This window comes from Rhodococcus sp. MEB032 (assembly GCF_030208925.1).
Taxonomy (GTDB): domain Bacteria; phylum Actinomycetota; class Actinomycetes; order Mycobacteriales; family Mycobacteriaceae; genus Rhodococcus_F; species Rhodococcus_F qingshengii.
The window spans coordinates 116,299-137,889 of the sequence record NZ_JARVSY010000001.1 but is presented as its reverse complement, the minus strand read 5'-3'; the positions used below and the strand labels follow the sequence as shown (position 1 = coordinate 137,889).

Below are 21,591 nucleotides of genomic sequence, written 5' to 3'. Positions count from 1 at the left end.
GTACTACTCATCTGATCGGTTCGGCCACGCAGCAAGCTCGAAGCCATGACCACACCGAGCTTTTCCGCCGTCGATCCGCGACTGGTGACCGCCCTCTCGGCCGAGTGCGACAGCATCGGCCGGCAGTTGCGTCACATGGGCCAGAACCTGTCGATCCTGCAGACTCAGCTGTCCTCGGCTACTGCGACCCCGCCCATGCCGGTAGTTCCGGCACCCGCATCTCCGGCGCCACAGGTGCCGCAGATGCCACCAATGCGTCCTCAGCAGAGCGTGCCCGCGTGGCAGCCGCCGACGTATCCGGTTGCCGCGCCTCGCCAGCCCTGGTGGCAACGCGACGGTGTCATCAGTCGACTCCTGGCCGCGGCCGGTGTTGCCGTCACACTGATCGGCGTCGTGATGCTGCTGGTACTTGCAGCGCAGGCCGGATTCTTCGGACCTCCGCTGCGGGTGCTCGGCGGTGCGCTCCTTTCCGGCGCCTTGGTGTTTGCCGGGGTGCGGGTCCACGGACGACCAGGGGGCAAAGTGGGGGCAATTGCCCTGGCTGCCACCGGTTTTGCAGGGATGTATCTCGATGTCGTCGCAGCCTCCGTTCTCTACGGTTGGGTGACGACACCGCTCGCGGTGGTGATTGCCTTCGGAATCGCCGCCGCCGGCGTTGCCCTCGCCGTGAAGTGGGATTCCGAATCGCTGGCGCTCATGATCGTTCTGGGAGCAGCGCTGCTGGCTCCCGTGTTGACGTCGGGAATATCGTTGACCCTCATCGGTTTCCTCTTCGCGATCCAATCGGCGACATTCTCCGCCCAGCTCGGTCGTGACTGGAAATACCTGGGCATGGCGCGCACCGCACCGGTGGTTCTCGCACTGCTCGCAGCGATAGCGTCGAAGTCCATCTTCTGCGAATCCGGTAACAGTGCAGTGCAATTGGTGATCAGTGCCGGCGTGGTTGCAATCGTGGGGGCCGGCTGCGCGATGGTTATGCAGTGGACGGGTTCGCCCTCGCGTGACGGCATTGCAGGGGCGTGGTCCACCGCTACCTTTGTCATCTCGTCCCTTCCGCTGATGTGCGTCGGAGCCGTGCTCGGGCGCACCGAATCCGCAGTGCTGTACGGAATTGCTGCGGCACTACTTCTTTCGGCTGCAGCGGCGGCCAAGCCTTTGCCGACGCAACTGCGATTCGGACTGGGCGCAACCGGCGCCCTCGCATTGTTGCTCTGCTGCTTCTCCGGGGCGACTGAATCTCTGGTCGTACCGCTGATCCTCACGGTCGGAATGATCTTCCTCGGAGTCTCGCTGTATGCGGGTTCGCGCTTCGTCTTCGCCCTCGGAACCGTCTTTGCGGCAATCGGATCGATCGGATACCTCACGACGGTTCCGCCGGAGGCGTTGACGACCGCTCGCGCCGCATCCATGCAACTCGGTGCGATCACGGCACTCTCGAGCCTGACGGCGATAGGTGCACTGGTGATGCTGGTCTGGGCGATTCACCGACTGAAGTTGATTGCCGATTCGAATGCAGCGGTTCTATGGGCGGCCGCAGGGTTCGGTGTCCTCTACGCGGTGACGTGCGCGCTCGTCTCATCCGGCGTCGAAATTTTCGACAGTGCAACCGGATTCGTTGCCGGGCACAGCGTTGCAACCATCGTCTGGATGCTTGCCGCCACGTCAGCGCTGGTGCTCGGATTGAACAACCGCCAGCACGCTCGCGTCTTGCTCGGAGCCGGGCTTGCTCTCACCAGTGCGGCCGTGGCAAAGCTGTTCCTCTTCGACCTGGCCACACTCAGTGGGCTGGTGCGTAGCGTTGCCTTCCTGGTGGTCGGCTTGCTGCTCCTGCTGGTCGGGACACGTTATGCACGAGCCTTCGCCAAGCAGGAGCAGGAGCAGGAGCAGGTCAGCTTCGCTTCTGGCGAGCGATGAGCTCGCTCACGCTGATGGCGCCTGCGTCGTCAGGCCGGTGCCTGCCGGTGGCGTTGTCGTCGCCGTCAGGGGTGGCGTCCGAGACTCGGGGCTCGTTGGTAGGCGAAGGCGAATCCGTGAAAACCCCGTTACGACGCTCCGGAGCGGACGGTGGAGGCGGCGACTGGGGGGTCGCCTCCACCGAGGTCGGGGCTGAACCGTTTGTTGCAGAGCCGTTGGTAGCACCGTTTGCGGAGCCGTTCCGGCTCGCGCCGTTGGAGCCTGAACTGCTGCTGGCAGCACCGTTGGTCGCCGAACCGTTTGTCCGCGAAGGCGTCCGGACCACCGGCAGTGGACGTGAGGCCGGGGGAGTCTGTTCCCGGGCCCGCAGGTCCGACAACCAACTCTCGATGGGACGCTCGGCCGGCGCAGCGGGCGTGGGGTTTCTGCGCTTGTCGCTGGCATTCGGTTGCGGCCGGTACGAGGGATTGGGCACCGGTGCCTCGATCAGGTTCTGGGGGGCGCTGGCTGCACTCCCGATATCGAGACGACGTCGCGGTGCCAGCTTCTCGGCGGCGGGAGCCTCCGTGTTGGGTGCCTTGATCGCCATTTCGCTGAGCGGAATGGGCTCGGTGAGAGGATCGGGAACGCGAGGTCCGCTTTCCGGCTGTGCAGCCGGGGCAGGCGGCGGCATGACCCGCGAGGCCGCTTCGATCTTGCGCGGCTGACCCGGTCCGGCGATCGCACCGACAGGCGCGATCTGCGGGACGTTCGCGAGTACCAGCTCGTTGTCGAGGATCGGCTCGCCCAGCCCGATCTTCTGCTGGATCCGCTTCATCCAGGCCGGAGCCCACCAGCAGTCGTCGCCGAGCAGTTTCATGGTCGCGGGGACCAGGAACATTCGGATGAGAGTCGCGTCGATGATCAGCGCGGAGATCATGCCGTAGGAGATGTATTTCATCATCACCAGATCGGACAAGCCGAATGCGCCGGTGACCACGATCAGAATCAGTGCGGCAGCGGTGATGATTCGTCCGGTATGTGCCGTGCCGATACGGATGGATTCGGTAGTACTCGCGCCCTGCGCTCGCGCTTCGACCATGCGGGAGAGCAGGAACACTTCGTAGTCGGTCGACAGGCCGTAGACGATCGCGATGATCAACACCAGGACGGGAGACATGATCGGCCCCGGTGTGAAGTTCAACAGACCGGAACCGTGCCCGTCGATGAAGATCCAGGTCAAGATTCCGAGCGTTGAACCCAGTCCGAGCGCGCTCATCAATGCGGCCTTGATGGGCAGGACGAGCGAGCCGAACGTCAAGAACATCAGCAAGGTCGTCAGCAGGATGACGGATACGACCATCAGCGGCAGACGATCGAGCAATGCGTCGACGCTGTCCTGCTCGATGGCCGGAGTACCGCCGACCAGCACAGTTGTGCCCTCGGGCCAGTCCGCGGACCGCAGATAGTCGATGGTGGGACGTGCTTCGTTCCGCTCCGTCAGACCGGCCTTGAGGACGTTGACACCGTCCTTCGTCGCAACCTCCGGGGTGAACTTCTCGACGAGACCCGGCGCAGCATTTGCGGTCTTGGAAATCTGACCGAGGGTGGTGTTGTCGGCTCCCTCGATGACGAGTCGAACGGGCTCGGTGCGATTGCCGGGGAAGAGTTCGTCGAACTGCGCCTGCGCGACACGCGTGGGGCTGTCCGGGGGCAGGTACGTCTCGTTGATACCGCCGAACTTGATGCCCGTCAGCGGAATGATCATCAGCAGTAGAGCCGCGACGATCGGGACCGCGACCTTGAGCGGATGCTGCATGACCCAGCGGGTGAGCTTGCCCCAGAAACCGTTCTCGATTTCCTCGTTGGTCTTGGTCTGGCGCAGCTTCTTGAAGGTCAGCGCGTCGATCCGCTTGCCGAGAATGCCGAGAATCGCGGGAAGAATCGTGATGGACGAGATCGCGGCAAGCATGACGGCAGCAATGGCGCCGTAAGCCACCGATTTGAGGAAGCCCTGCGGGAACAACAGCAGACCGCCGAGGCTGACGGCAACCATGGTCGCCGAGAACATGACCGTTCTACCTGCCGTCATGACCGTTCGGCGTACAGCGGTCGGGGTGTCGTACCCCTCGGCTATCTCTTCTCGGAAACGGCTGACGATGAACAGTCCGTAGTCGATCGCCAGACCCAGGCCGACCAGAGAGACCACGGGCGCAACAAACGCGTTGACCTCGGTGAAGTTGGTGATCAGTCGAATGATGCCGTTGGCGCCGATAACGGTCAGACCGCCGACGATCAACGGGAGGGCAGCAGCGACGACGCCACCGAAGACGAAGAACAGCAGGACACCGACAGCAGGAATCGCGAGCATTTCCATGCGCTTGATGTCGTTGGCCATCGTGTCGTTGAGCGAATTCGCGACAGGTTGCAGGCCGGCGAGTTGCACGTCGACGCCGTCGATGTAGAACTGCGACTCGACGTCGCGGAAGTTGTTGGACACCGCGGTGTCGTTGTCTCCGGCGATCGCGATGCTGGTGACCGCGTGTTGCTTGGTCTTGTCCGCCAGGGCCGCCACCGAGAGACCGTTGTCGACCTTGAAGTACGAGCCGTTGATCTTCATGATCTGGTCGGGGTTGTCGGCGACGAGTCGCTGCAGATTGTCGATGACCTTCGCTTGGAACTCGGGGTCGTCGACGGTCTTGCCCTCCGGCGCCGTGTACAGCGCCAGAACGTCACCCGTCGTGCTGCGTCCGAACGTGCCGTCAGCGAGTTTGGCAGCCTCTACCGATTCCGACCCCGGATCGTCCCAGCCGCTCTGGCTGAGATGATCCTGCAGGCTCAGGCCGTACGCAGCGAGCCCGAGGAGCCCCGCCACCATGACAGCGATGACGGTGAAGCGGGCTCGATAGACGATGCTTCCCCAGCTGGCGAACACTGATCAACTCCTACTCGGCAACACTTTTTCGCCCGATGAGCAGGGCAGAAAGCGGTCGGAACGGCTGCAACCAGGCGCCCTCGTCGGGCAGGGTGTCCAGGCTTACCCGTGGCAGAGGCTCACGGAAGACACCTGGGATGTCCTCGAGATCGACGAAGTCCAAGATATCGGACGACACAGCCCAGCTGGCGTGTTCACGGAACCCGAGAACCTGGACCGGGATACCGGTTGCTGCGATGTCCTCGAGAGGTTCGCGGAACGCTTGGCCGTCGGCGGACGCGACCATGATTCCGGCGAGGCCCTCGCCGTACCGGAGCGCGATGTGCTCGAGCATGTCCGAATCGACATCGCTGTCTTCATCGACCTTCGGCTTGGCGAACACCGCGAAACCCACGTTACGCAAGGCTTCGACCCAAGGACGAACGACGTCGGCGCTGCCGGACGCGATGTTGGTGAAGACGGTCGCTTCAGGCTCGAGCGTGCCGCTGTTCTGGGCGGACAGTTCGGCGGTGCGAGAGAGCAGCCAACGACCCAAAGCGTCGAATCGTGGCCGGTAGGCGGCGGTAGGCCGGCCACCGAGGATAGCGCCGAGGCCCATGTCGAGGTTAGGGGCGTCCCAGACCAGAAGCACCCGCTTGGGGTGGCGGGAGTCACGACCGAAGTCGAGAGGAGATTCCGACGACGTCACGTCGTCGGATAGCTGTTCGCTGACGCTCATGCTCTGATCTTCCCCCATATAAGCTCGGTGATTGCACTTCCGACCTTATGGGCTTTGTCCTCGAACTTGGTGACCGGACGCTCGTGGGTCATCGGAGACTCCCAGTCGAGTGCGGTCAGCAGCGGCTCGGCATTGCCGGCTTCTTCGATCCATTCGGCGTACTCGGCGTGATCGGTTGCCACGTGCAGGACTCCGCCGGGCTTGAGGCGGTTGGCGATCAGCGAGAACGTCGGCCCCTGCAGGAGGCGACGCTTGTGATGGCGGGCCTTGGGCCACGGATCCGGGAAGAACACCCGGACGCCCGTCAGGGACTCGGGGGCGACCATGTTCTCGAGTACGTCCATCGCGTCACCGCGCAGTACGCGGACGTTGGGAATTTCTTCGCGTTCGACCTGCTGGAGAAGCTGCGCCAGCCCGGGGCGGTACACCTCGATCGCGATCAGGTTCACGTGCGGTTCCGCCTTGGCCATTGCGGCCGTCGCGGTGCCGGTACCCGAACCGATCTCGATGATCAGGGGTGCTTCACGTCCGAACCAGGCGTTCGCGTCGAGCGGTGTGTCCGAGACGTCGGCGCCGATGAGCGGCCACTGACGGTCCCAAGCCTGCTGCTGTGCGTCGGTCAGCGCACCCCGGCGAGAGCGAAAGCTGGTCACTCTCGGATGGAGACGGGACCCCTTGGTGTGGTCCGTCTGCCCCGTGTCAGGGGTCTGCGGTGCATGCTGATCGGCTTCGTTCACGAACCCATTGTCACGCATGACCCCCGTTTAGCGCAGACGGGTCTGAAGTTTGAGTTGAGACTTTCCACGGAAAGTCCTGAAACCGTCGACTTCGGACTGTCGGCGAAAGGGTGGTGTCACCTGCCGTCCTTGCCGAGAACCTGACAGAATCTCACCGACACGATGGGGACGTGGGGTGGGGATGAACACAGGATTTGCATGCAGTAATTGGTCACGAATGTTGCCCGCAGAATCGATCGACGACGCCTGCTCGGAGCCGATCGATCAGTTGCGCGCTCTGGCATATCGGCTGACGTCGATCGATTCGGGAGCCGCAGAGGTGGTTCACTCCGTGCTCGGATCGCTGACTGCGCCGCTCGAGCTGGTGGTCGCCGGACGGGCCGGGGTGGGGCGGTCGTCGTTGGCGCGAATCCTGAGGCGCGACGACCGGTTCTCGCGCAGAGTTGTCGGCGCACCGGTTGTGGTGACCGAGTCGAGGGCATTCGATGTCCCTGGAACGTCGAACCCCGATCTGGGTCGTCGTTGCGTTGTCTACGTGGTGGTCGACGCGGTCCGCGACGTCGACGGCCGAGCCATTGCTCGAGTTTCCGATCGTGTGGTCGTCGCTGCGAACAAGGCTGACTTGTTCGGTCCGCGCTGGGACGAGGCGCTGGGACGGGCGGCGGAAATCTCGGAGAACGTCGGCGTGCCCACGGTTCCGGTGGAGACACTGACCGGGCGCGGCGTCGAAGAGTTGTTCGCGGCTCTCGGACCTGTTCTGGAGGCGCAGTGGTGGGGCCGGGTCGAGCAGATCGGCCCGGCGCTGAGGCGATCTGCCTCGCGCAGCGCTGCGGGCAGGGACGAGATCGAGTTGTATCTGAGTTCGGACTCCGCGGTGTTGTTCGGCGCCGCGGCGGCGATGATGAGCCCCGAAATTCGAGCCCTGCGTCAAGGCGAGCCTCCCGATCCTCGTACCGCTGACGACGCGGGCACGTGCAGCCGGTGGTGGAGCGAGCTCGTGAACGAGTCGGAACAGTTTCCGCAACAACGGGTCTCACTGATTCGACGCGGGTATGTGCGTCGGTGGGCGCAGCTCGGAGGCGATCGCTCTGCCCCGGCGGTGACCGATGAATAGCGTTTCGGTACTTCCGGATTCGGTGCTGCGCGTGGTGCAGCGATGGAATCCGGCATCCGATCCGGGTCGCCGGGTCGCCGCCGAAACATCCAGTGGCACTCGCATTTACGTTGTCGGTCCACCAAGGTGTGGAGGGGAAGACGTCGCGCAGATGTTCGATGCTTCGGAAGATTGTTCGACAGTGACACGCGAGGTGGACGCCGACGTCGTACTTCTGGTCGTCGACGCCGCCAGTGTGATCGGACGCGAGGATCTCCTTCTCCTCGGCGACGCCGCGGCGAGCGGAACCCCGGTGGTGGTGGCGCTGACCCGCGTCGACGTCTATCGAGACTGGCAGGCGGTGCGCCGGCGTGATGCCGAGATTCTCGCTTCGCACTGCACCGCTTTTGCTCAGGCTCCGGTGGTCCCGATTGCGCCTGGTCAGGAGCAGTCACTCGTTGCGGTCGTGAGCCGGGCGGCACGGGAGAGGGAAGCAGGTGGTTCGGATTCCGGAGTCATCGCACAGACGCGCCGGATGATCGAGATGGAGATCCGGAATCTACGTGACAGTGTTCCTGGTGCCGAATTGCGGGCCGAGCGATCGCAGCTGCTCGCAGACCGTGACGGCCGACGAGGCGAACGCCTGGTGCAGGTGCGAAGCCGACTGCAACGAGCGCGCGGGGATCTGTCACAACAAATCGCCGAGGCAACCCGGGCGACGGTCGCCGGGGCACGTGCCTGGGTCGATGCCGCCTCGCGAGCCGAATTGGGCAGCGTGCCGACGCGACTGCAGCACGAGGTCGACCATCACACCCGGGTGTTCGACGCCGCGATGGCGGCAGCGGTGGAATCTGCGGGGACGAATGGATACATGCCTTCCCCGCAGATTCCGGAGGGCCTGCCGGGCCGTCAGCGCGGAAACGAGGACCGGGTGACAATTCTTGTCGGCGCGTCCGCGGGTCTCGGCCTCGGCCGTATCGCAGTGACTCCGCTGGAAATGATTCCGGCCTTGGAGTTCGCAAGTATCCCCGTGACGTTGATTCTGGGTGGCGCCGCGGCGTGGTGGTTGGCGCGAACTCGCGGGTTGACGGCCGATCGTGCCCACTCCAGGTCGTGGATCGTCGAATCGATGTCGGCGGTTCGCGCTCAGTGGGAGCAGCGAGTGCAGAGCGTGCTGCTCGAGGCCGAGGCGGATCTGGGAGCGGCGATCATGGCGGAGAGCCGCGAGCAGGTGGCGTCGGCGCAGGCCCGAATCGTGGAGATCGACGGTGAACTTCGTGAGCTCGCCGCGGCCAGATCGGGTCAGCTCGCGTCGTGCGAGCGCGACCTCGCCGTTTTGAACGCCGCCTACTGATCATTCCGCGAGTGCAGAGTTCTCCACAGTGCCGCAATTTCGGCCTCGACTGATCGTCGGGGTCTGTAATACTGAGCGGACGGTTTCGGTAGGGGTTGCCGAAGCAGTAGGTCACCATCCAGTAGGGGGAGTAATGGACGCATTTCTGATCACGGCCGGACACATCGACGGGCACGAAGCCGAAGCGCTCGATCCTGGGCGTATCGAGCCCGAGGCCTTCGGGCCCGCGTCGGGACCGGTCGATGCCGGCGACCTGAACTTCGACGCCTTCGACTTGGACGGTGACGGAACGGTCGACAGCCGTGTCGTCCACTCCGACGACGCCGTCGTGATCGTGTCCGATTTCGATCGCGACGGTAGCGCCGATCGCCTCACGATGATCGACTCGGACGGCGACTACTCGGCCTGGGAATGCAGTCGAGACGACGAAGGCGCCCTCGTGTGGCAGAAAATCGATGCCGGAGCACTCTGAAAAGCTTCCGTTTATGTGCTCTGAGCGCCGGGTAGGCACCTGAACACACCAACTGAATCGTTTCTGTGACATTTCTGACCGCACCCGATTACCTGCAGGTGAACAGCCAGCGTTAACCTCAATACATAGGACACCCGGCGTCCGTGAAATCCACGTGAGTGGATGACGCGGCTGGACCCCGTCGAGAGGGGGACACCGGGATCGACTGGTATCGGGGCGCTGCAGTTCGCATCCGGTGTCACGAGAACCCGGTTCCGGCTCACCCCAGGAGAGTTTGATGACCTCAGCGACCATTCCCGGTCTCAATGGAACTGACGGCACGCCCCCCACGCAGCACAAGGAACTGCTTGCATGGGTGCAAGAGGTTGCCGAACTCACCCAGCCTGATCGCGTCGTCTTCGCAGACGGCTCGGACGAAGAATGGGACCGACTGACAACGAAGTTGGTCGAGGCAGGAACCTTCACCCGCCTCAACGACGAGAAGAAGCCGAACTCTTTCCTCGGCAACTCCGATCCGTCCGATGTCGCGCGAGTCGAATCGCGTACGTACATCTGCTCGAAGGAAGAAATCGACGCAGGTCCCACCAACAACTGGATGGACCCGGCGGAGATGCGCACCCTCATGGGTGACCTGTACCGCGGTTGCATGCGTGGACGCACCATGTACGTCGTGCCGTTCTGCATGGGCCCCCTCGACGCCGAGGACCCGAAGCTGGGCGTCGAGCTCACCGATTCCGAGTACGTCGTCGTCTCCATGCGCGTCATGACCCGCATGGGCAGCAAGGTTCTCGACAAGCTCGGCACCGACGGGTTCTTCGTCAAGGCGCTGCACTCGCTGGGCGCTCCGCTGGCCGAAGGCCAGGAAGACGTCGCGTGGCCGTGCAACGACACCAAGTACATCACCCACTTCCCCGAGGATCGTGAGATCTGGAGCTTCGGTTCCGGCTACGGCGGAAACGCTCTCCTGGGCAAGAAGTGCTACTCGCTGCGTATCGCCTCGGCAATGGCGCACGACGAGGGCTGGCTGGCCGAGCACATGCTCATCCTCAAGCTCATCTCGCCCGAGGACAAGGCCTACTACATCGCGGCGGCATTCCCCTCCGCTTGTGGCAAGACCAACCTCGCGATGATCCAGCCGACCATCCCCGGGTGGCGCGCCGAGACCCTCGGTGACGACATCGCCTGGATGCGTTTCGGTGAGGACGGACAGCTGTACGCCGTCAACCCGGAATTCGGTTTCTTCGGCGTGGCTCCCGGCACCAACTGGTCCTCGAACCCCAACGCCATGCGCACCATCGACCAGGGCAACACGGTCTTCACCAACGTCGCTCTGACTGACGACGGTGACGTCTGGTGGGAGGGCCTCGAAGGCGACCCGCAGCACCTGATCGACTGGAAGGGCAACGAGTGGACGCCCGAGTCGGGCACCCATGCGGCTCATCCCAACTCGCGTTACTGCACCCCGATGTCGCAGTGCCCGATCATGGCTCCCGAGTGGGACGACCCGAAGGGCGTGCCGATCTCGGCAATCCTGTTCGGCGGACGCCGCAAGACGACGGTTCCGCTGGTCACCGAGGCTCGCGACTGGCAGCACGGCGTCTTCATGGGTGCAACGGTCGGCTCCGAGCAGACCGCAGCAGCCGAAGGCCAGGTCGGTACGGTTCGCCGCGATCCGATGGCAATGCTGCCGTTCCTCGGCTACAACGTCGGTGACTACTTCCAGCACTGGATCGACCTCGGCAAGTCCGCCGACGCGTCCAAGCTCCCCAAGGTCTTCTACGTCAACTGGTTCCGCCGCGGCGACGACGGACGCTTCCTGTGGCCAGGCTTCGGCGAGAACTCCCGCGTCCTGAAGTGGATCGTCGAGCGTATCGAGCACAAGGCTGCCGGTATCGACACCCCGATCGGCGTCGTTCCCACCGGATCGGCACTCGACATCGAAGGACTGGACGTGTCGGACGCCGACATCACCGAGGCCCTCGCGGTCAACATCGACGAGTGGAAGGCCGAGATCCCGCTCATCGAAGAGTGGTTCGACTTCGTCGGCGAGAAGCTGCCGACCGGCATTCGCGACGAGTTCGAAGCTCTGAAGCAGCGGTTGGCCTGATAAACCGCCCCCGTATGTAGTGGCCTGATGCCGCATTGGTTCAATTTGATGAACCGATGCGGCATCGGTCGTCTGTATGCCCTTGCCTGTAGCCGTTAAGCAGTTCAGCCGTTATGCAGTTCAGCCGTAAAGCAGTGATCAGCGAGCGGGTCGACACACTCGATCCTCAGGAGGACCAGATATGAGCGGGATCTACAACAACGTGACCGAATTGGTCGGGCGCACCCCGATCGTGCGGCTCAACCGTCTGACCGAGGGCCTGGACGCACAGGTCGCCGTCAAGCTCGAGTTCTACAACCCGGCCAACAGCGTCAAGGACCGGATCGGCGTGGCGATCATCGACGCCGCCGAGAAGTCCGGAGCACTCAAGCCCGGTGGCACGATCGTCGAGGGAACCAGCGGTAACACGGGTATCGCACTCGCCATGGTCGGTGCTGCTCGTGGCTACAAGGTCATCCTGACCATGCCCGAGACCATGTCCACCGAGCGTCGCGTGATGCTGCGTGCTTACGGCGCCGAGATCGTGCTGACCCCGGGATCCGAGGGCATGGCCGGTGCGGTCGCCAAGGCCAAGGAAATCGTCGAGCAGACCGAGAACGCCGTCTCGGCCAGCCAGTTCGCGAACCCGGCCAACCCGGCCATCCACGAGGCAACGACGGGCGAAGAGGTCTGGGCCGACACCGACGGCGCCGTCGACATCTTCGTGTCCGGCATCGGCACCGGCGGCACCATCACCGGCGTCGGACGCACCCTTCGCAAGTACAAGCCCGAGGTCAAGATCGTGGGCGTCGAGCCCATCGACTCGCCGATCCTCAACGGTGGCCAGCCCGGCCCCCACAAGATCCAGGGAATCGGCGCGAACTTCGTGCCCGACGTCCTCGATCGCGAGATCTACGACGAGATCATCGACGTCTCGTTCCCCGATTCCATCGAGGTCGCTCGCGCACTCGGCACCAAGGAAGGCATCCTGGGCGGCATCTCGTCCGGCGCCATCGTCTGGGCAGCACTCGAGTTGGCGAAGCGTCCGGAAAACGCCGGCAAGCTGATCGTGGCTGTCGTGTGCGACTTCGGCGAGCGTTACATCTCCACCCCGCTGTTCGAACACATCCGGGACTGAGACTTGTGAGTATCCTCGGGACAATTCGCGAGGACCTGCAGGCTGCGCGCGGTCAGGATCCTGCCGCGCGCAGCAATGTGGAGAACGCGCTCGTTTATTCAGGGCTGCATGCCATTTGGGCACATCGGGTTGCGCATCGCATGTGGGCCGTCCCTGCGCTACGCGGCCCGGCGCGAGTGCTCTCGCAGCTGACACGCTTCGTCACCGGCATCGAGATTCATCCCGGTGCCACCATCGGTCGGCGGTTTTTCATCGATCACGGCATGGGCGTCGTGATCGGGGAGACGGCCGAGGTCGGTAACGACGTGATGCTCTATCACGGCGTCACTCTCGGTGGTCGCTCGCTCGAGCAGGTCAAGCGTCACCCGACGCTGGGTGATCGGGTCACCGTCGGCGCTGGTGCCAAGATCCTCGGACCTGTCGTCATCGGTGAAGGTAGCGCTATCGGCGCCAATGCCGTTGTCACCAGAGATGTTCCGGCCGAATCCATCGCGACGGGTATCCCGGCGGTGGCGCGGCCACGGACCACCAAGGAAAAACTGGTGGACCCGAACAGCTACATCGATCCGGCGATGTACATCTGAAGCACTCCTTCTTCGATGGCCACCCTCGTGTAGACGACGGGTGGCCATCGGCGTCTGCTCAGGCGCGTGTCAGGCGCCACCCGAGACGTCCCAGTACGGCCGCCGTCAGAGCGCCCAGTGCTGCTCCGATCAGGGGGTAGCAGGCGAGAATCAACCACTCGGGCGATTTGTCTGGGAGCGCCATGTAGGAGATGTCCAGGCTCGACTCGTAGTCGCGACTCATCTGCACACCCCGGATCGGTTCGTACGCACCCTGATAGACAATGGTGTCGTCACGACTGGTCAACATGTCGATCGCAATGCCCACCAGGGGAATTCCCCCGACTACAAATCCCAGAACCATCAGAATCACGATCAGTGCGCGCATCGAAAGAGCCTATCGCCCAGCCGAAAGTTCAGACTGTGATCGACGGTTCTTCGGGGGTCGAGAGGGTCAGGATCGCCCGCACGACGCGTGGGCTCTGCTCGAGTGAGCGTTCGAGTTCGCGCAACGTGTGGGCCACACGGGATTCCGCGTAGTCACCGACCAGGTCGACGCTGGCCACCAGGTAGACCTGCCGCGGCCCGAGGTATTCCATGCGTAGGAACGTGATTCGGTTGATCTCGGGCAGTTGGGTGAGAGCTTCGACGGCTGCTGCCCGCAGCGTCGGTGAGGCCTCTTCGCCGACCAGGAAGCGGCGGTTCCGATCTATCAGAATGATTGCGATGACCCCGAGGAGAATGCCGACGAAGATGGAGCCGAGGGCGTCGGGGACGGGTGAACCGGTGACCTGGTGCAACAGAACACCGACGAACGCGATGACCAAACCGATAAGTGCCGCAGCATCTTCGGCGAACACGGCCCGAGTCGTCGGGTCGGATGTGTTGAGTGCCTGGGTCATGACGTCGCGGTTCACGGCGGACGCTTCGTTTCGGAGTTGTTTGTACGCCTGCCGGAACGAGATGCCTTCGAGGATGAACGAGACGCCGAGGACGGCGTAGGCGACACCGAAGTCGGACGCCGGTTCGGAATGGAACAGTTCCTGGATGCCATGAGTGATCGAGACACCCGCGCCGAGTGCAAACAGTCCGAGAGCGGCGAACATCGACCAGATGTATGCCTCCCGGCCGTAGCCGAGTGGCTGGTCTCGGTCGGGAACCCTTTTCGAGCGGCGGTTCGCGATCAGCAGCAGCACTTCGTTGCCGGTATCGGCCCAGGAGTGGGTGCCCTCTGCGACCATCGATGCAGATCCGGTGACGATGGCGGCCGCCGTCTTGGCACCGGCGATCAGCGCGTTCGCCGCAAACGCCAGTACGACCGTCGTGGTGCTCTCGTCGGCCGATGCTTCCGTTTCGGTGCTCACGATTCTCAGGCTAGGCGGGTGACGACGGTTTCGTGCGGTGACGCTCGGCGACGGAGTGCAGCAGTGTGGCGACGGCGTCGTGGAACTGCGTCAGGCCCGGCTCTTCGACGGGAAAGTGCCCGCACCCGTCCAGCATCACGAATTCGGTGGGTGCGTTGATGCGGCGGAGGAACTGCAGGCTCAGTTCGGGTGGCGTCCATCGGTCGTCGGCCGGGTGGGTGAGCAGAACGGGCGTCGTCCGAAATGCTTCGGGTGCGGTGTGCTCGAACGAGAAGTAGCTGCTGAGGAATCCGAGTGGCACTCGAACACCTCCACCGAGCGGATCGGTTGCGCACAGCGTTGCGAGCTCCGGATTGCTGCTCATGTTCGCCACGTCGGCGACCCAACGGATGGGCACGCGGATACGGCCCACCAGTCGTTCGGTGCGCCGCATCAGGGGAGCGCCGTAGACACCCATCGGGCCGAACCGCGCCGCGGCAGCTCTGGCCGATGGATCCGAGGGATCGAGCAGGCAGGTAGCGACGACGGCGTCGGCCAGACCGGTCCGCGCGGCCACCTCGTAGGCCAGCAGACCGCCGATGCTGGCTCCCAACAACACCAGCGGCCGATCGTCGGCTGCCTTCTCGGCCCGGACGAGATCGCAGAGGAGATCGACCCACTGCTCGTACCGGACGCCGGCGGGATCGGCTACGACGGTGTCGCCGTACAGCGGAAGGTCAGGGAAGAGGACTTCGGCTCCGAGTTTCACGCCGATCCCGGCGAACGGCCACAACGCGCCCGAGTAGCCGCCGGCGCCGTGGATGCCGAGAACACGAACCGGCGCGTCTGGAACCACGGCCCGTGCGACGTGGACGGTGTTGCCGTTCCACTCCCACCACGTCGGGGTCGGCGCCGGCATGTGGTCGGTGTACCGGTCGGGCATAAACTTCGAGTAATCGGCGCTGGTCACCTACACAATTCTCGGTATCGGCGTCGCGGCTGACAACTCGCATCGGAGGACCGTGTCGACTCGGCGGAAAAGGCCCTCCCAGCAGCGCTCGAGGGCTACCTACGACGCGATCCTGGAGGCAGCTACTCGCGTTTTCGCTTCGGAAGCCATGGCAGCGACCACCAACCGGATCGCTGACGAAGCAGGGGTGTCGGTGGGCTCGCTCTACCAGTATTTCGGCGACAAGTACGAGATTCTCTCGGAGTTGGCGAACCGTCACGTGAGTGCTGCGCGGGAGAGTTTTGCGCTCTGCCTTGCCGACATCGTCGAGCGTGAGCTCTCCCCGGACGAGGCCGTCCGGATGTTGGTGGAGTGCGCGGTCGAAGTGAACAGTAAGCCGCGAGAGTTCTTTCACCTGCTCTACGATCAGGTTCCACGTACGCGTGAGCTCATCGAGCAGGTCGAAGGAATGAATCGTCAACTGGTACTCGGCTTTTCGGAGTACCTCCAGAGCCACGGTTTCAGTGCGGAGGATGCGTTGTTGACGTCGCGGCTGACTGTGACTGCCGTGGACAGTCAGGTGCATCGGGTTGTGCTGGAATCGGATTCACCCGAGGAACTTCGAGTGCGAACGGAAGCCGTCGTGCGGCAGGCGAGATCGATGATCGCGTCGGAATCCTGATCCGGTGTGCGGAATGGTGACCACAGTCCGTTATGGTTTCTGACGTCATCATCGAGGTAATGGGAAGTCGGTGCAATTCCGGCGCGGTCCCGCCACTGTGAGGTCGTCCCTGCGTCGACCGTAGCCAGATACCACCCTCGTTGACGTTGTGTCATGCCACGAGGATGGATCGGTCACACCATGAATGCTGTTGGCGGAGCTCTGTCTCCACCTACCCACCTGCCTTCGCCGAAGGCTGGTGCGCCTCGAGGACGGCTCAGTCCGGGTATCGTGCTGCCCGCTCTGCTGGTCGTCGCCGTGCTCTCTGCTGTGTGCGCGTTGGCATTCGGATCCGAGATGCTCCCCGTGTCCACTGTGGTGGACGTGGTGCACTCGCGCTTTGGAGGCCCACCCGTCACGCGTTCCGAACTTGCGATCGTGTGGGGGATCAGAGCACCTCGGGTACTGCTCGGTCTGGCCGTCGGCGCTGGTCTTGCCGTCGCCGGCGCGGTGGTGCAAACCCTCGTCCGTAACGCTCTCGCCGATCCCCACCTGCTGGGAGTGTCGTCCGGCGCGAGTGTCGGTGCCACCGCCGTCATCACCACCGGACTGTTCGCCGGCGCGGGAGTGTGGGCGCTCAGTTTCGGCGCGATGATCGGGGCGCTGGGAGCTGCGATTCTCGTCTTCACCATCGCGACGCTGCAAGGCGGTATCACTCCACTGCGATTGGTTCTGACCGGCACCGTTACCGCATCCGCCTTGTCGGCGATCGCGAGTTTTCTGGTGCTGCGTACCAATGATTCCCAGGCCGCGCAGTCCGTATTGTTCTGGCTCCTGGGAAGTTTGGCCGGGGCATCCTGGGACAAGTTGTGGGCGCCGGTCATCGTTGTGTTCCTGCTGACGGCAGCGGTGTTCGCGCTGCACGGTTGGCTGGACGCGCTGGCGGCCGGACCGGACGTCGCGGCTTCGCTCGGTATTCCCATCCGAACCCTGCGAAACGTGCTGTTCGGCGTGCTGGCAGCGTTGGTCGGCACGATGGTTGCGGTGTCCGGCGCGATTGCCTTCGTAGGCCTGGTCATACCGCACGTCACACGCATGCTTGTCGGAGCCAGACATCGAGTGGTGTTGCCGGCGGCAGCGCTGATCGGCGCGTCGTTCCTGGTGTGGGTCGACGTCGTGGCGCGGACCTCGTTGCGGCCGACCGAGATCCCGCTGAGCGTGGTGACCGGGGTGATCGGTGCACCGCTGTTTCTCCTGCTTCTCGGCCGTCGGCGCTACCGATTCGGTGGCAGTTCGTGAGCGCCCGAGCCCTGGCGCTGACCGCGTCCGGAGTAGTTGTCCGCATCGACCGTCGAACCATCGTCAAAGGCGTCGACATCGCGGCCGACGCCGGCGCAGTGGTCGGCGTGGTTGGTCCGAACGGCTCGGGCAAGTCGACGTTCTTGCGTGCTCTCGCCGGTCTCGGGCCGATCGCCGGCGGTGACATTCGTGTCGGCGGCGACTCCGTGCACGCGATGTCCGCGCGGTCGAGGGCCAAAGCCATTTCCTTTGTGGCGCAGGAAGAGCAGAGTCCCGCCGATTTGTTGGTTCACGAGTACGTGAGTCTGGGCCGCACACCACATGCAAAGCCCTGGAGCGTCGGTGGAAAGCACGAGAATGCCGTCGTCGATCGTGCTCTGGGCGAGGTCGGAATGATCGAGCACCGGTTCTCTTCGATGGACACGCTTTCCGGCGGTGAGCGTCGGCGGGTGTTTCTCGCCCGAGGTCTCGCGCAGGACGCCGGTGTGCTCATCCTCGACGAGCCGACCAATCATCTCGACATCCGGCATCAACTCGAACTGCTCGATCTGGTCCGGTCGTTGGACCGGACGGTGATCATGGCACTGCACGACCTCGATTTGGCTGCGGCAGTGTGCGATCGGGTGCTCGTGCTCGCGGATGGAGTGGCCAGGGCGTTCGGACATCCATCCGACGTACTCACCACCTCGGTGGTGGCAACTGTTTTCGGCGTCGAGACTTTCGAACTCGTGAACCCCGCGACAGGCCGTTCACACCTCGTATTCGAATCACGAAATTCTCAACCACAACACACATTTTCGGAGAGTGCACTTTGATACACGTAAAGACCCGCGCGTCGTTCGGTGCGGTTGTAGCCGCTACAGCGTTGTTGGCCGTGTCCGGATGCTCGGCAACCGCGCCCGTCGACGAAGCCGCGGACAAGACTTCGGTCACGCTGGAGAACTGCGGAACGGAAAGCACTTTCCAACTTCCGATCGAAAAGGTTGTTGCCACAAGCAATGCGGCCAATATCGGTACCATTCTCCGAGTCGGCGGTCTGGATCGTCTCGCTGCCGTCGTGTTGAACACGAACAACGACGCGGTCATGGACTCGATGTTCGGTCCCGGAATCGCCGACGTCCCACACCTGGACGGAACGATCACGATGGAGACGATTCTGGGTAAGCAGGCGGACCTGGTGGTCGGCTCCTACAGTGGCTTGTTCAAGGGCGCCTCCGGTGTGACGCCGGAATCGCTGCAGAGCAACAACATCGATGCATATGTGATCTCCGATAGTTGTCGGCAGAGTGCCGCAGCGGATTCCGCGCTCGGCACGATGGGTCCGTGGGATGCCCTTCGTGCGGACGTGACCAATTACGGAAAGCTGTTCGGAACCGAGGACACCGCCGCCGAGGCATTGACCGAATTGGATTCACGTTTGGCACGTCTGGAGTCCGCGCCAGATGCCGCCGACAAGCCGAAGGTGCTGATCTACGACAGCGGTGAAGAAGATCTGTACACCAGCGGAGGCAACGGAGCCCCCAACGGAATCATCGACGTCGCCGGGGGAACCAATGTGTTCGCCGACGTCGACAACACCTGGTTCAAAGCGAGCTGGGAGACCGTCGCGAAGTCAGAACCCGACATCATCGTGATCATGGACTACAAGAAGAGTGCCGACGAAGTACAGGGCAAGATCGACGCGATCAAGAGCCGAGAAGGCCTGCGTGACCTCGACGCAGTCAAGCAGAACCGTTTCGTCGTACTCCCGCTCGCCATGTTCACCAGTGGGTTCCCCAATATCTACGGCGCGGAACAGTTGCGCGCGAAGATCGAAGAGTTCGGGCTGGCTCCGTCGAGCAGCATCGACTGGACAACCGCGCCGTCGGCATGAGCAACAACCGGTGCTCGCGTCGGGTGATTGTCGTCTTACGGCCGACTGTCAGCGGCCTGGACGAGTCGGCTGCACGACGGATGCTCGACGCTGTTCAGGCGGGCACCGACGTCGACGTTCGTATTGCGTACCTCGATGTCTCCTCGCCGAGCCTTCACGAGGAACTCGATCGAGCCCATGTCGATGACGTCGACAAGGTCGTGTTGATTCCAGTTGCGGTGCCGAGGGATCGGTACCTGCTCACGTGGACAAGCAAGGCGGTTGCGAACTGGCGCGAAACCCGGATCGACGCCGAACTGGAAGTGACGCTCCACGAATCGGAAACGCTCGAAGGTGCGGTGGCCGGGCAGGTGATCGACGAACTCGACTCGGCGGGAAAGCCGATCACCGCGAGTCCGGCGTCGTATCGCAGTCCGGCGTGGTCCGTGATCGAGCAGCACGATAGGCATCTGTTGGTGTGCAAGGGCCCTCGCTGTATGGCGTACGGAGCAGGACCGTTGCACCGGGCGATGAGCGCGGCGGCCAAAGGTACCTCGTCGAAGGTGACCGGAACCGGTTGTCTGAGCCCGTGCAACCTGGGGCCGTTGGTGATCGCGAACCCCGGCGGTACCTGGTTCGGGCACGTGGACGCCGGTGACGCTGAAGCATTGGTCGCAGGTCAGGAGAATCAATTGGAGGATCACGTTCTGGACCGGTAGATACAGGTCGGCGAAACAGAGAACCCGCTGAGCGCGAAGTGCGCTCAGCGGGTTCTGTTGTCCTGTCTCAGGAACCGAAGGGAAGGGTTCCCGGCGGGATCTGGTATCCACTGCTGCCGACGGAGGCGCTGCCCCAGAGTGCGAGGAAAGCGTTGATGGCGTTGGTGAGCATATGAATGTCCTTTGTGAGATGACTGATTCGTTTTCGACGGTACCGGGTGGATCTGTGGATTCGCTGGGAGTTGGCACCCATTTCATGGGGCTGGCACCCGTTCCGGCAGGTCGGAACGGGTGCCAACTGTCAGCAAAGGGTGCCAACTCCCGGGTGGGTCAGCCCACGTAGCCGGGCGGCATGAGTACGGACTTGGTCTCGCAGAAGGCTTCGAGGCCCTCAGGTCCGTTCTCGCGCCCGATACCGGAGTTCTTGTAACCACCGAACGGCGATCCGGGATCGAAGGCGTACCAGTTGATCGCGTAGGTACCCGTGCGGATCTGCGCAGCAACTTCGAGTCCGTGATCGATGTCGGTGGTCCACACCGATCCGGCGAGGCCGTAATCCGAATCGTTGGCGATCTTGATGGCCTCGTCCTCGGAGTCGTACGGAATCACCGAGAGAACGGGTCCGAAGATCTCCTCGCGTGCGATGGTCATCGAGTTGTCCACGTCGGCGAAGATGGTCGGCTCGACGTACCAGCCCTTGTCCAGGCCGGCGGGGCGTCCACCACCGAGTACGACGCGCGCGCCTTCTTCCTTACCCTTGGCGATATAGCCCTCGACGCGCTCGCGCTGCTTCTCGGAGATCAGCGGGCCGAGTTGTGCTGCGGGATCGGACGGATCGCCGACGGTCATGAAGCCTGCGGCGGTCTTCATTCCCTCGATGACCTCGTCGTAACGCGAACGGGGAGCGAGGATTCGGGTCTGAGCGACACAGGCCTGGCCGGTGTTCATCAGGCCGGACATGACGAGCATCGGCATTCCGGCGGCGATGTCGGCGTCCTCGAGGATGATCGCGGCGGACTTGCCACCCAGTTCGAGGGAGCAGCGCTTGAGGTTCTGCGCGGCGATGGCACCGATCTTGCGGCCGACGGCACTGGATCCGGTGAACGTGATCTTGTCGATGCCCGCGTGAGAGACCAGGTATTCGCCGGTCTCGGCTCCGCCGGGGAGCACGGAGATGACGCCTTCGGGAACGCCTGCCTCGGTGAAGATCTCGGCGATCACGTGGACGGAGAGAGGGGATTCGGGTGCGGGCTTGAGCAGTACGGTGCAGCCGGCGAGCAGTGCGGGGGCCAGCTTGTTGATCGCCAGGAACAGCGGGACGTTCCAGGCCAGCACGGCGGCGACGACGCCGACGGGCTCACGGGTCACCTTGGTCTGCCCGAATGCGCCGGTGCGCTTCTCTTCCCACGCGAACTTGTCGGCCAGCTCGGCGTAGTAGCCCAGCGTCGCCATCGACGGGGTCTGCTGCATCATGCCGACCATGGCGGGCGGCTGGCCCATCTCGTTGGAGATGAGCTGGTTGATTTCCGCGCTGCGCTCTTCGATCAGCTTGGCGGCCTTGGCGAGGATCGCGCCGCGCTCGGCGGGGGTGGTGCGTGACCACGGTCCCTCGAACGCCGCGCGGGCTGCGGACACGGCCGCGTCGATGTCTGCCGGTGCTGCGATGGGACAGCTGCCGACGCGCTCCTCCGTTGCGGGAGAGAACACTTCGAGTACCTGGTCGGTGGCCGGGGCCACCCATGCTCCACCGATGTAGAGCTTGTCGTAGTCAGTCATCAA

Annotated in this window: 19 protein-coding genes and 1 riboswitch; of the genes, 12 read left to right on the top strand and 7 right to left on the bottom strand. The window is 63.6% G+C overall.

Features of this window, described 5'->3' with window-relative positions:
• Positions 1–45 precede the first annotated feature (45 nt).
• Positions 46–1,914 carry a DUF2339 domain-containing protein gene (locus tag QRN54_RS00650; RefSeq protein ID WP_285181435.1) on the top strand — a complete coding sequence of 623 codons (1,869 nt, stop codon included), beginning with the start codon at positions 46–48 and terminating at the stop codon, positions 1,912–1,914.
• Here the strand turns inward: QRN54_RS00650 and QRN54_RS00645 are convergent.
• The 3 genes from QRN54_RS00645 to trmB are packed head-to-tail and all read right to left on the bottom strand — an operon-like array spanning position 1,889 to position 6,301.
• Positions 1,889–4,828 carry an MMPL family transporter gene (locus QRN54_RS00645; RefSeq protein WP_285181434.1) on the bottom strand — a complete coding sequence of 980 codons (2,940 nt, stop codon included), beginning with the start codon at positions 4,826–4,828 and terminating at the stop codon, positions 1,889–1,891. The two genes, QRN54_RS00650 and QRN54_RS00645, sit on opposite strands and share 26 nt — an antisense overlap.
• A gap of 10 nt (positions 4,829–4,838) precedes the next feature.
• Positions 4,839–5,546, bottom strand: a complete 708-nt coding sequence (locus QRN54_RS00640; protein ID WP_003945733.1) for an NYN domain-containing protein — start codon at positions 5,544–5,546, stop codon at positions 4,839–4,841.
• Positions 5,543–6,301, bottom strand: coding sequence for a tRNA (guanosine(46)-N7)-methyltransferase TrmB (trmB, locus tag QRN54_RS00635; RefSeq protein ID WP_007734493.1), 759 nt, complete (start codon positions 6,299–6,301; stop codon positions 5,543–5,545). Before trmB ends, QRN54_RS00640 begins: the two co-directional genes overlap by 4 nt.
• A gap of 199 nt (positions 6,302–6,500) precedes the next feature.
• On the opposite strand from trmB, the gene QRN54_RS00630 reads away from it, so the two are divergent.
• From QRN54_RS00630 to epsC, 6 genes are all read left to right on the top strand, one after another.
• The gene (locus tag QRN54_RS00630; RefSeq protein ID WP_285181433.1) at positions 6,501–7,397 is read left to right on the top strand and encodes a GTPase domain-containing protein; all 897 of its coding nucleotides are present in this window, start codon (positions 6,501–6,503) and stop codon (positions 7,395–7,397) included.
• Positions 7,390–8,730, top strand: a complete 1,341-nt coding sequence (locus tag QRN54_RS00625) for a hypothetical protein (RefSeq protein WP_285181432.1) — start codon at positions 7,390–7,392, stop codon at positions 8,728–8,730. Before QRN54_RS00630 ends, QRN54_RS00625 begins: the two co-directional genes overlap by 8 nt.
• 133 nt (positions 8,731–8,863) lie before the next feature.
• Positions 8,864–9,202, top strand: a complete 339-nt coding sequence (locus QRN54_RS00620) for a DUF6802 family protein (RefSeq protein WP_007734497.1) — start codon at positions 8,864–8,866, stop codon at positions 9,200–9,202.
• A 277-nt stretch (positions 9,203–9,479) separates the two neighbouring features.
• On the top strand, positions 9,480–11,309 hold the full coding sequence (locus tag QRN54_RS00615) for a phosphoenolpyruvate carboxykinase (GTP) (RefSeq protein WP_003945806.1): 1,830 nt from the start codon (positions 9,480–9,482) through the stop codon (positions 11,307–11,309).
• A 181-nt stretch (positions 11,310–11,490) separates the two neighbouring features.
• The gene (gene cysK / locus QRN54_RS00610; RefSeq protein WP_003945916.1) at positions 11,491–12,426 is read left to right on the top strand and encodes a cysteine synthase A; all 936 of its coding nucleotides are present in this window, start codon (positions 11,491–11,493) and stop codon (positions 12,424–12,426) included.
• A gap of 5 nt (positions 12,427–12,431) precedes the next feature.
• A complete protein-coding gene (gene epsC / locus QRN54_RS00605) occupies positions 12,432–13,010 on the top strand; it encodes a serine O-acetyltransferase EpsC (protein WP_003945907.1) in 579 nt (192 codons plus the stop codon).
• A 58-nt stretch (positions 13,011–13,068) separates the two neighbouring features.
• On the opposite strand, the gene QRN54_RS00600 is transcribed toward epsC, so the two are convergent.
• The 3 genes from QRN54_RS00600 to QRN54_RS00590 are packed head-to-tail and all read right to left on the bottom strand — an operon-like array spanning position 13,069 to position 15,302.
• The gene (locus tag QRN54_RS00600) at positions 13,069–13,377 is read right to left on the bottom strand and encodes a hypothetical protein (protein WP_007734501.1); all 309 of its coding nucleotides are present in this window, start codon (positions 13,375–13,377) and stop codon (positions 13,069–13,071) included.
• Between the two features lie 28 nt (positions 13,378–13,405).
• Entirely contained in the window at positions 13,406–14,353 is a 948-nt protein-coding gene (locus QRN54_RS00595) for a cation diffusion facilitator family transporter (RefSeq protein WP_285181431.1), read from the bottom strand.
• 10 nt (positions 14,354–14,363) lie between these two features.
• Complete coding sequence (locus QRN54_RS00590) at positions 14,364–15,302, bottom strand: alpha/beta hydrolase (protein WP_285181430.1); 939 nt, start codon at positions 15,300–15,302, stop codon at positions 14,364–14,366.
• Between the two features lie 52 nt (positions 15,303–15,354).
• Between QRN54_RS00590 and QRN54_RS00585 the strand changes: the two genes are divergently transcribed.
• The 5 genes from QRN54_RS00585 to QRN54_RS00565 all read left to right on the top strand — a co-directional run bounded on the left by QRN54_RS00585 (position 15,355) and on the right by QRN54_RS00565 (position 19,812).
• Positions 15,355–15,963: a TetR/AcrR family transcriptional regulator gene (locus QRN54_RS00585; protein WP_285181429.1), complete on the top strand. Its 609-nt coding sequence runs from the start codon at positions 15,355–15,357 to the stop codon at positions 15,961–15,963.
• A gap of 16 nt (positions 15,964–15,979) precedes the next feature.
• Positions 15,980–16,116, top strand: a riboswitch (cobalamin riboswitch).
• 117 nt (positions 16,117–16,233) lie between these two features.
• The gene (locus QRN54_RS00580) at positions 16,234–17,241 is read left to right on the top strand and encodes a FecCD family ABC transporter permease (RefSeq protein ID WP_007734507.1); all 1,008 of its coding nucleotides are present in this window, start codon (positions 16,234–16,236) and stop codon (positions 17,239–17,241) included.
• Positions 17,238–18,056, top strand: a complete 819-nt coding sequence (locus tag QRN54_RS00575) for an ABC transporter ATP-binding protein (protein ID WP_063314958.1) — start codon at positions 17,238–17,240, stop codon at positions 18,054–18,056. Before QRN54_RS00580 ends, QRN54_RS00575 begins: the two co-directional genes overlap by 4 nt.
• Entirely contained in the window at positions 18,053–19,114 is a 1,062-nt protein-coding gene (locus tag QRN54_RS00570; protein ID WP_063314957.1) for an ABC transporter substrate-binding protein, read from the top strand. The genes QRN54_RS00575 and QRN54_RS00570 overlap by 4 nt, the downstream gene beginning before the upstream one ends.
• Positions 19,111–19,812: a (2Fe-2S) ferredoxin domain-containing protein gene (locus QRN54_RS00565; protein WP_042920257.1), complete on the top strand. Its 702-nt coding sequence runs from the start codon at positions 19,111–19,113 to the stop codon at positions 19,810–19,812. Before QRN54_RS00570 ends, QRN54_RS00565 begins: the two co-directional genes overlap by 4 nt.
• A 330-nt stretch (positions 19,813–20,142) precedes the next feature.
• On the opposite strand, the gene QRN54_RS00560 is transcribed toward QRN54_RS00565, so the two are convergent.
• Entirely contained in the window at positions 20,143–21,588 is a 1,446-nt protein-coding gene (locus QRN54_RS00560) for an aldehyde dehydrogenase (RefSeq protein ID WP_003945530.1), read from the bottom strand.
• Positions 21,589–21,591: the final 3 nt, after the last annotated feature.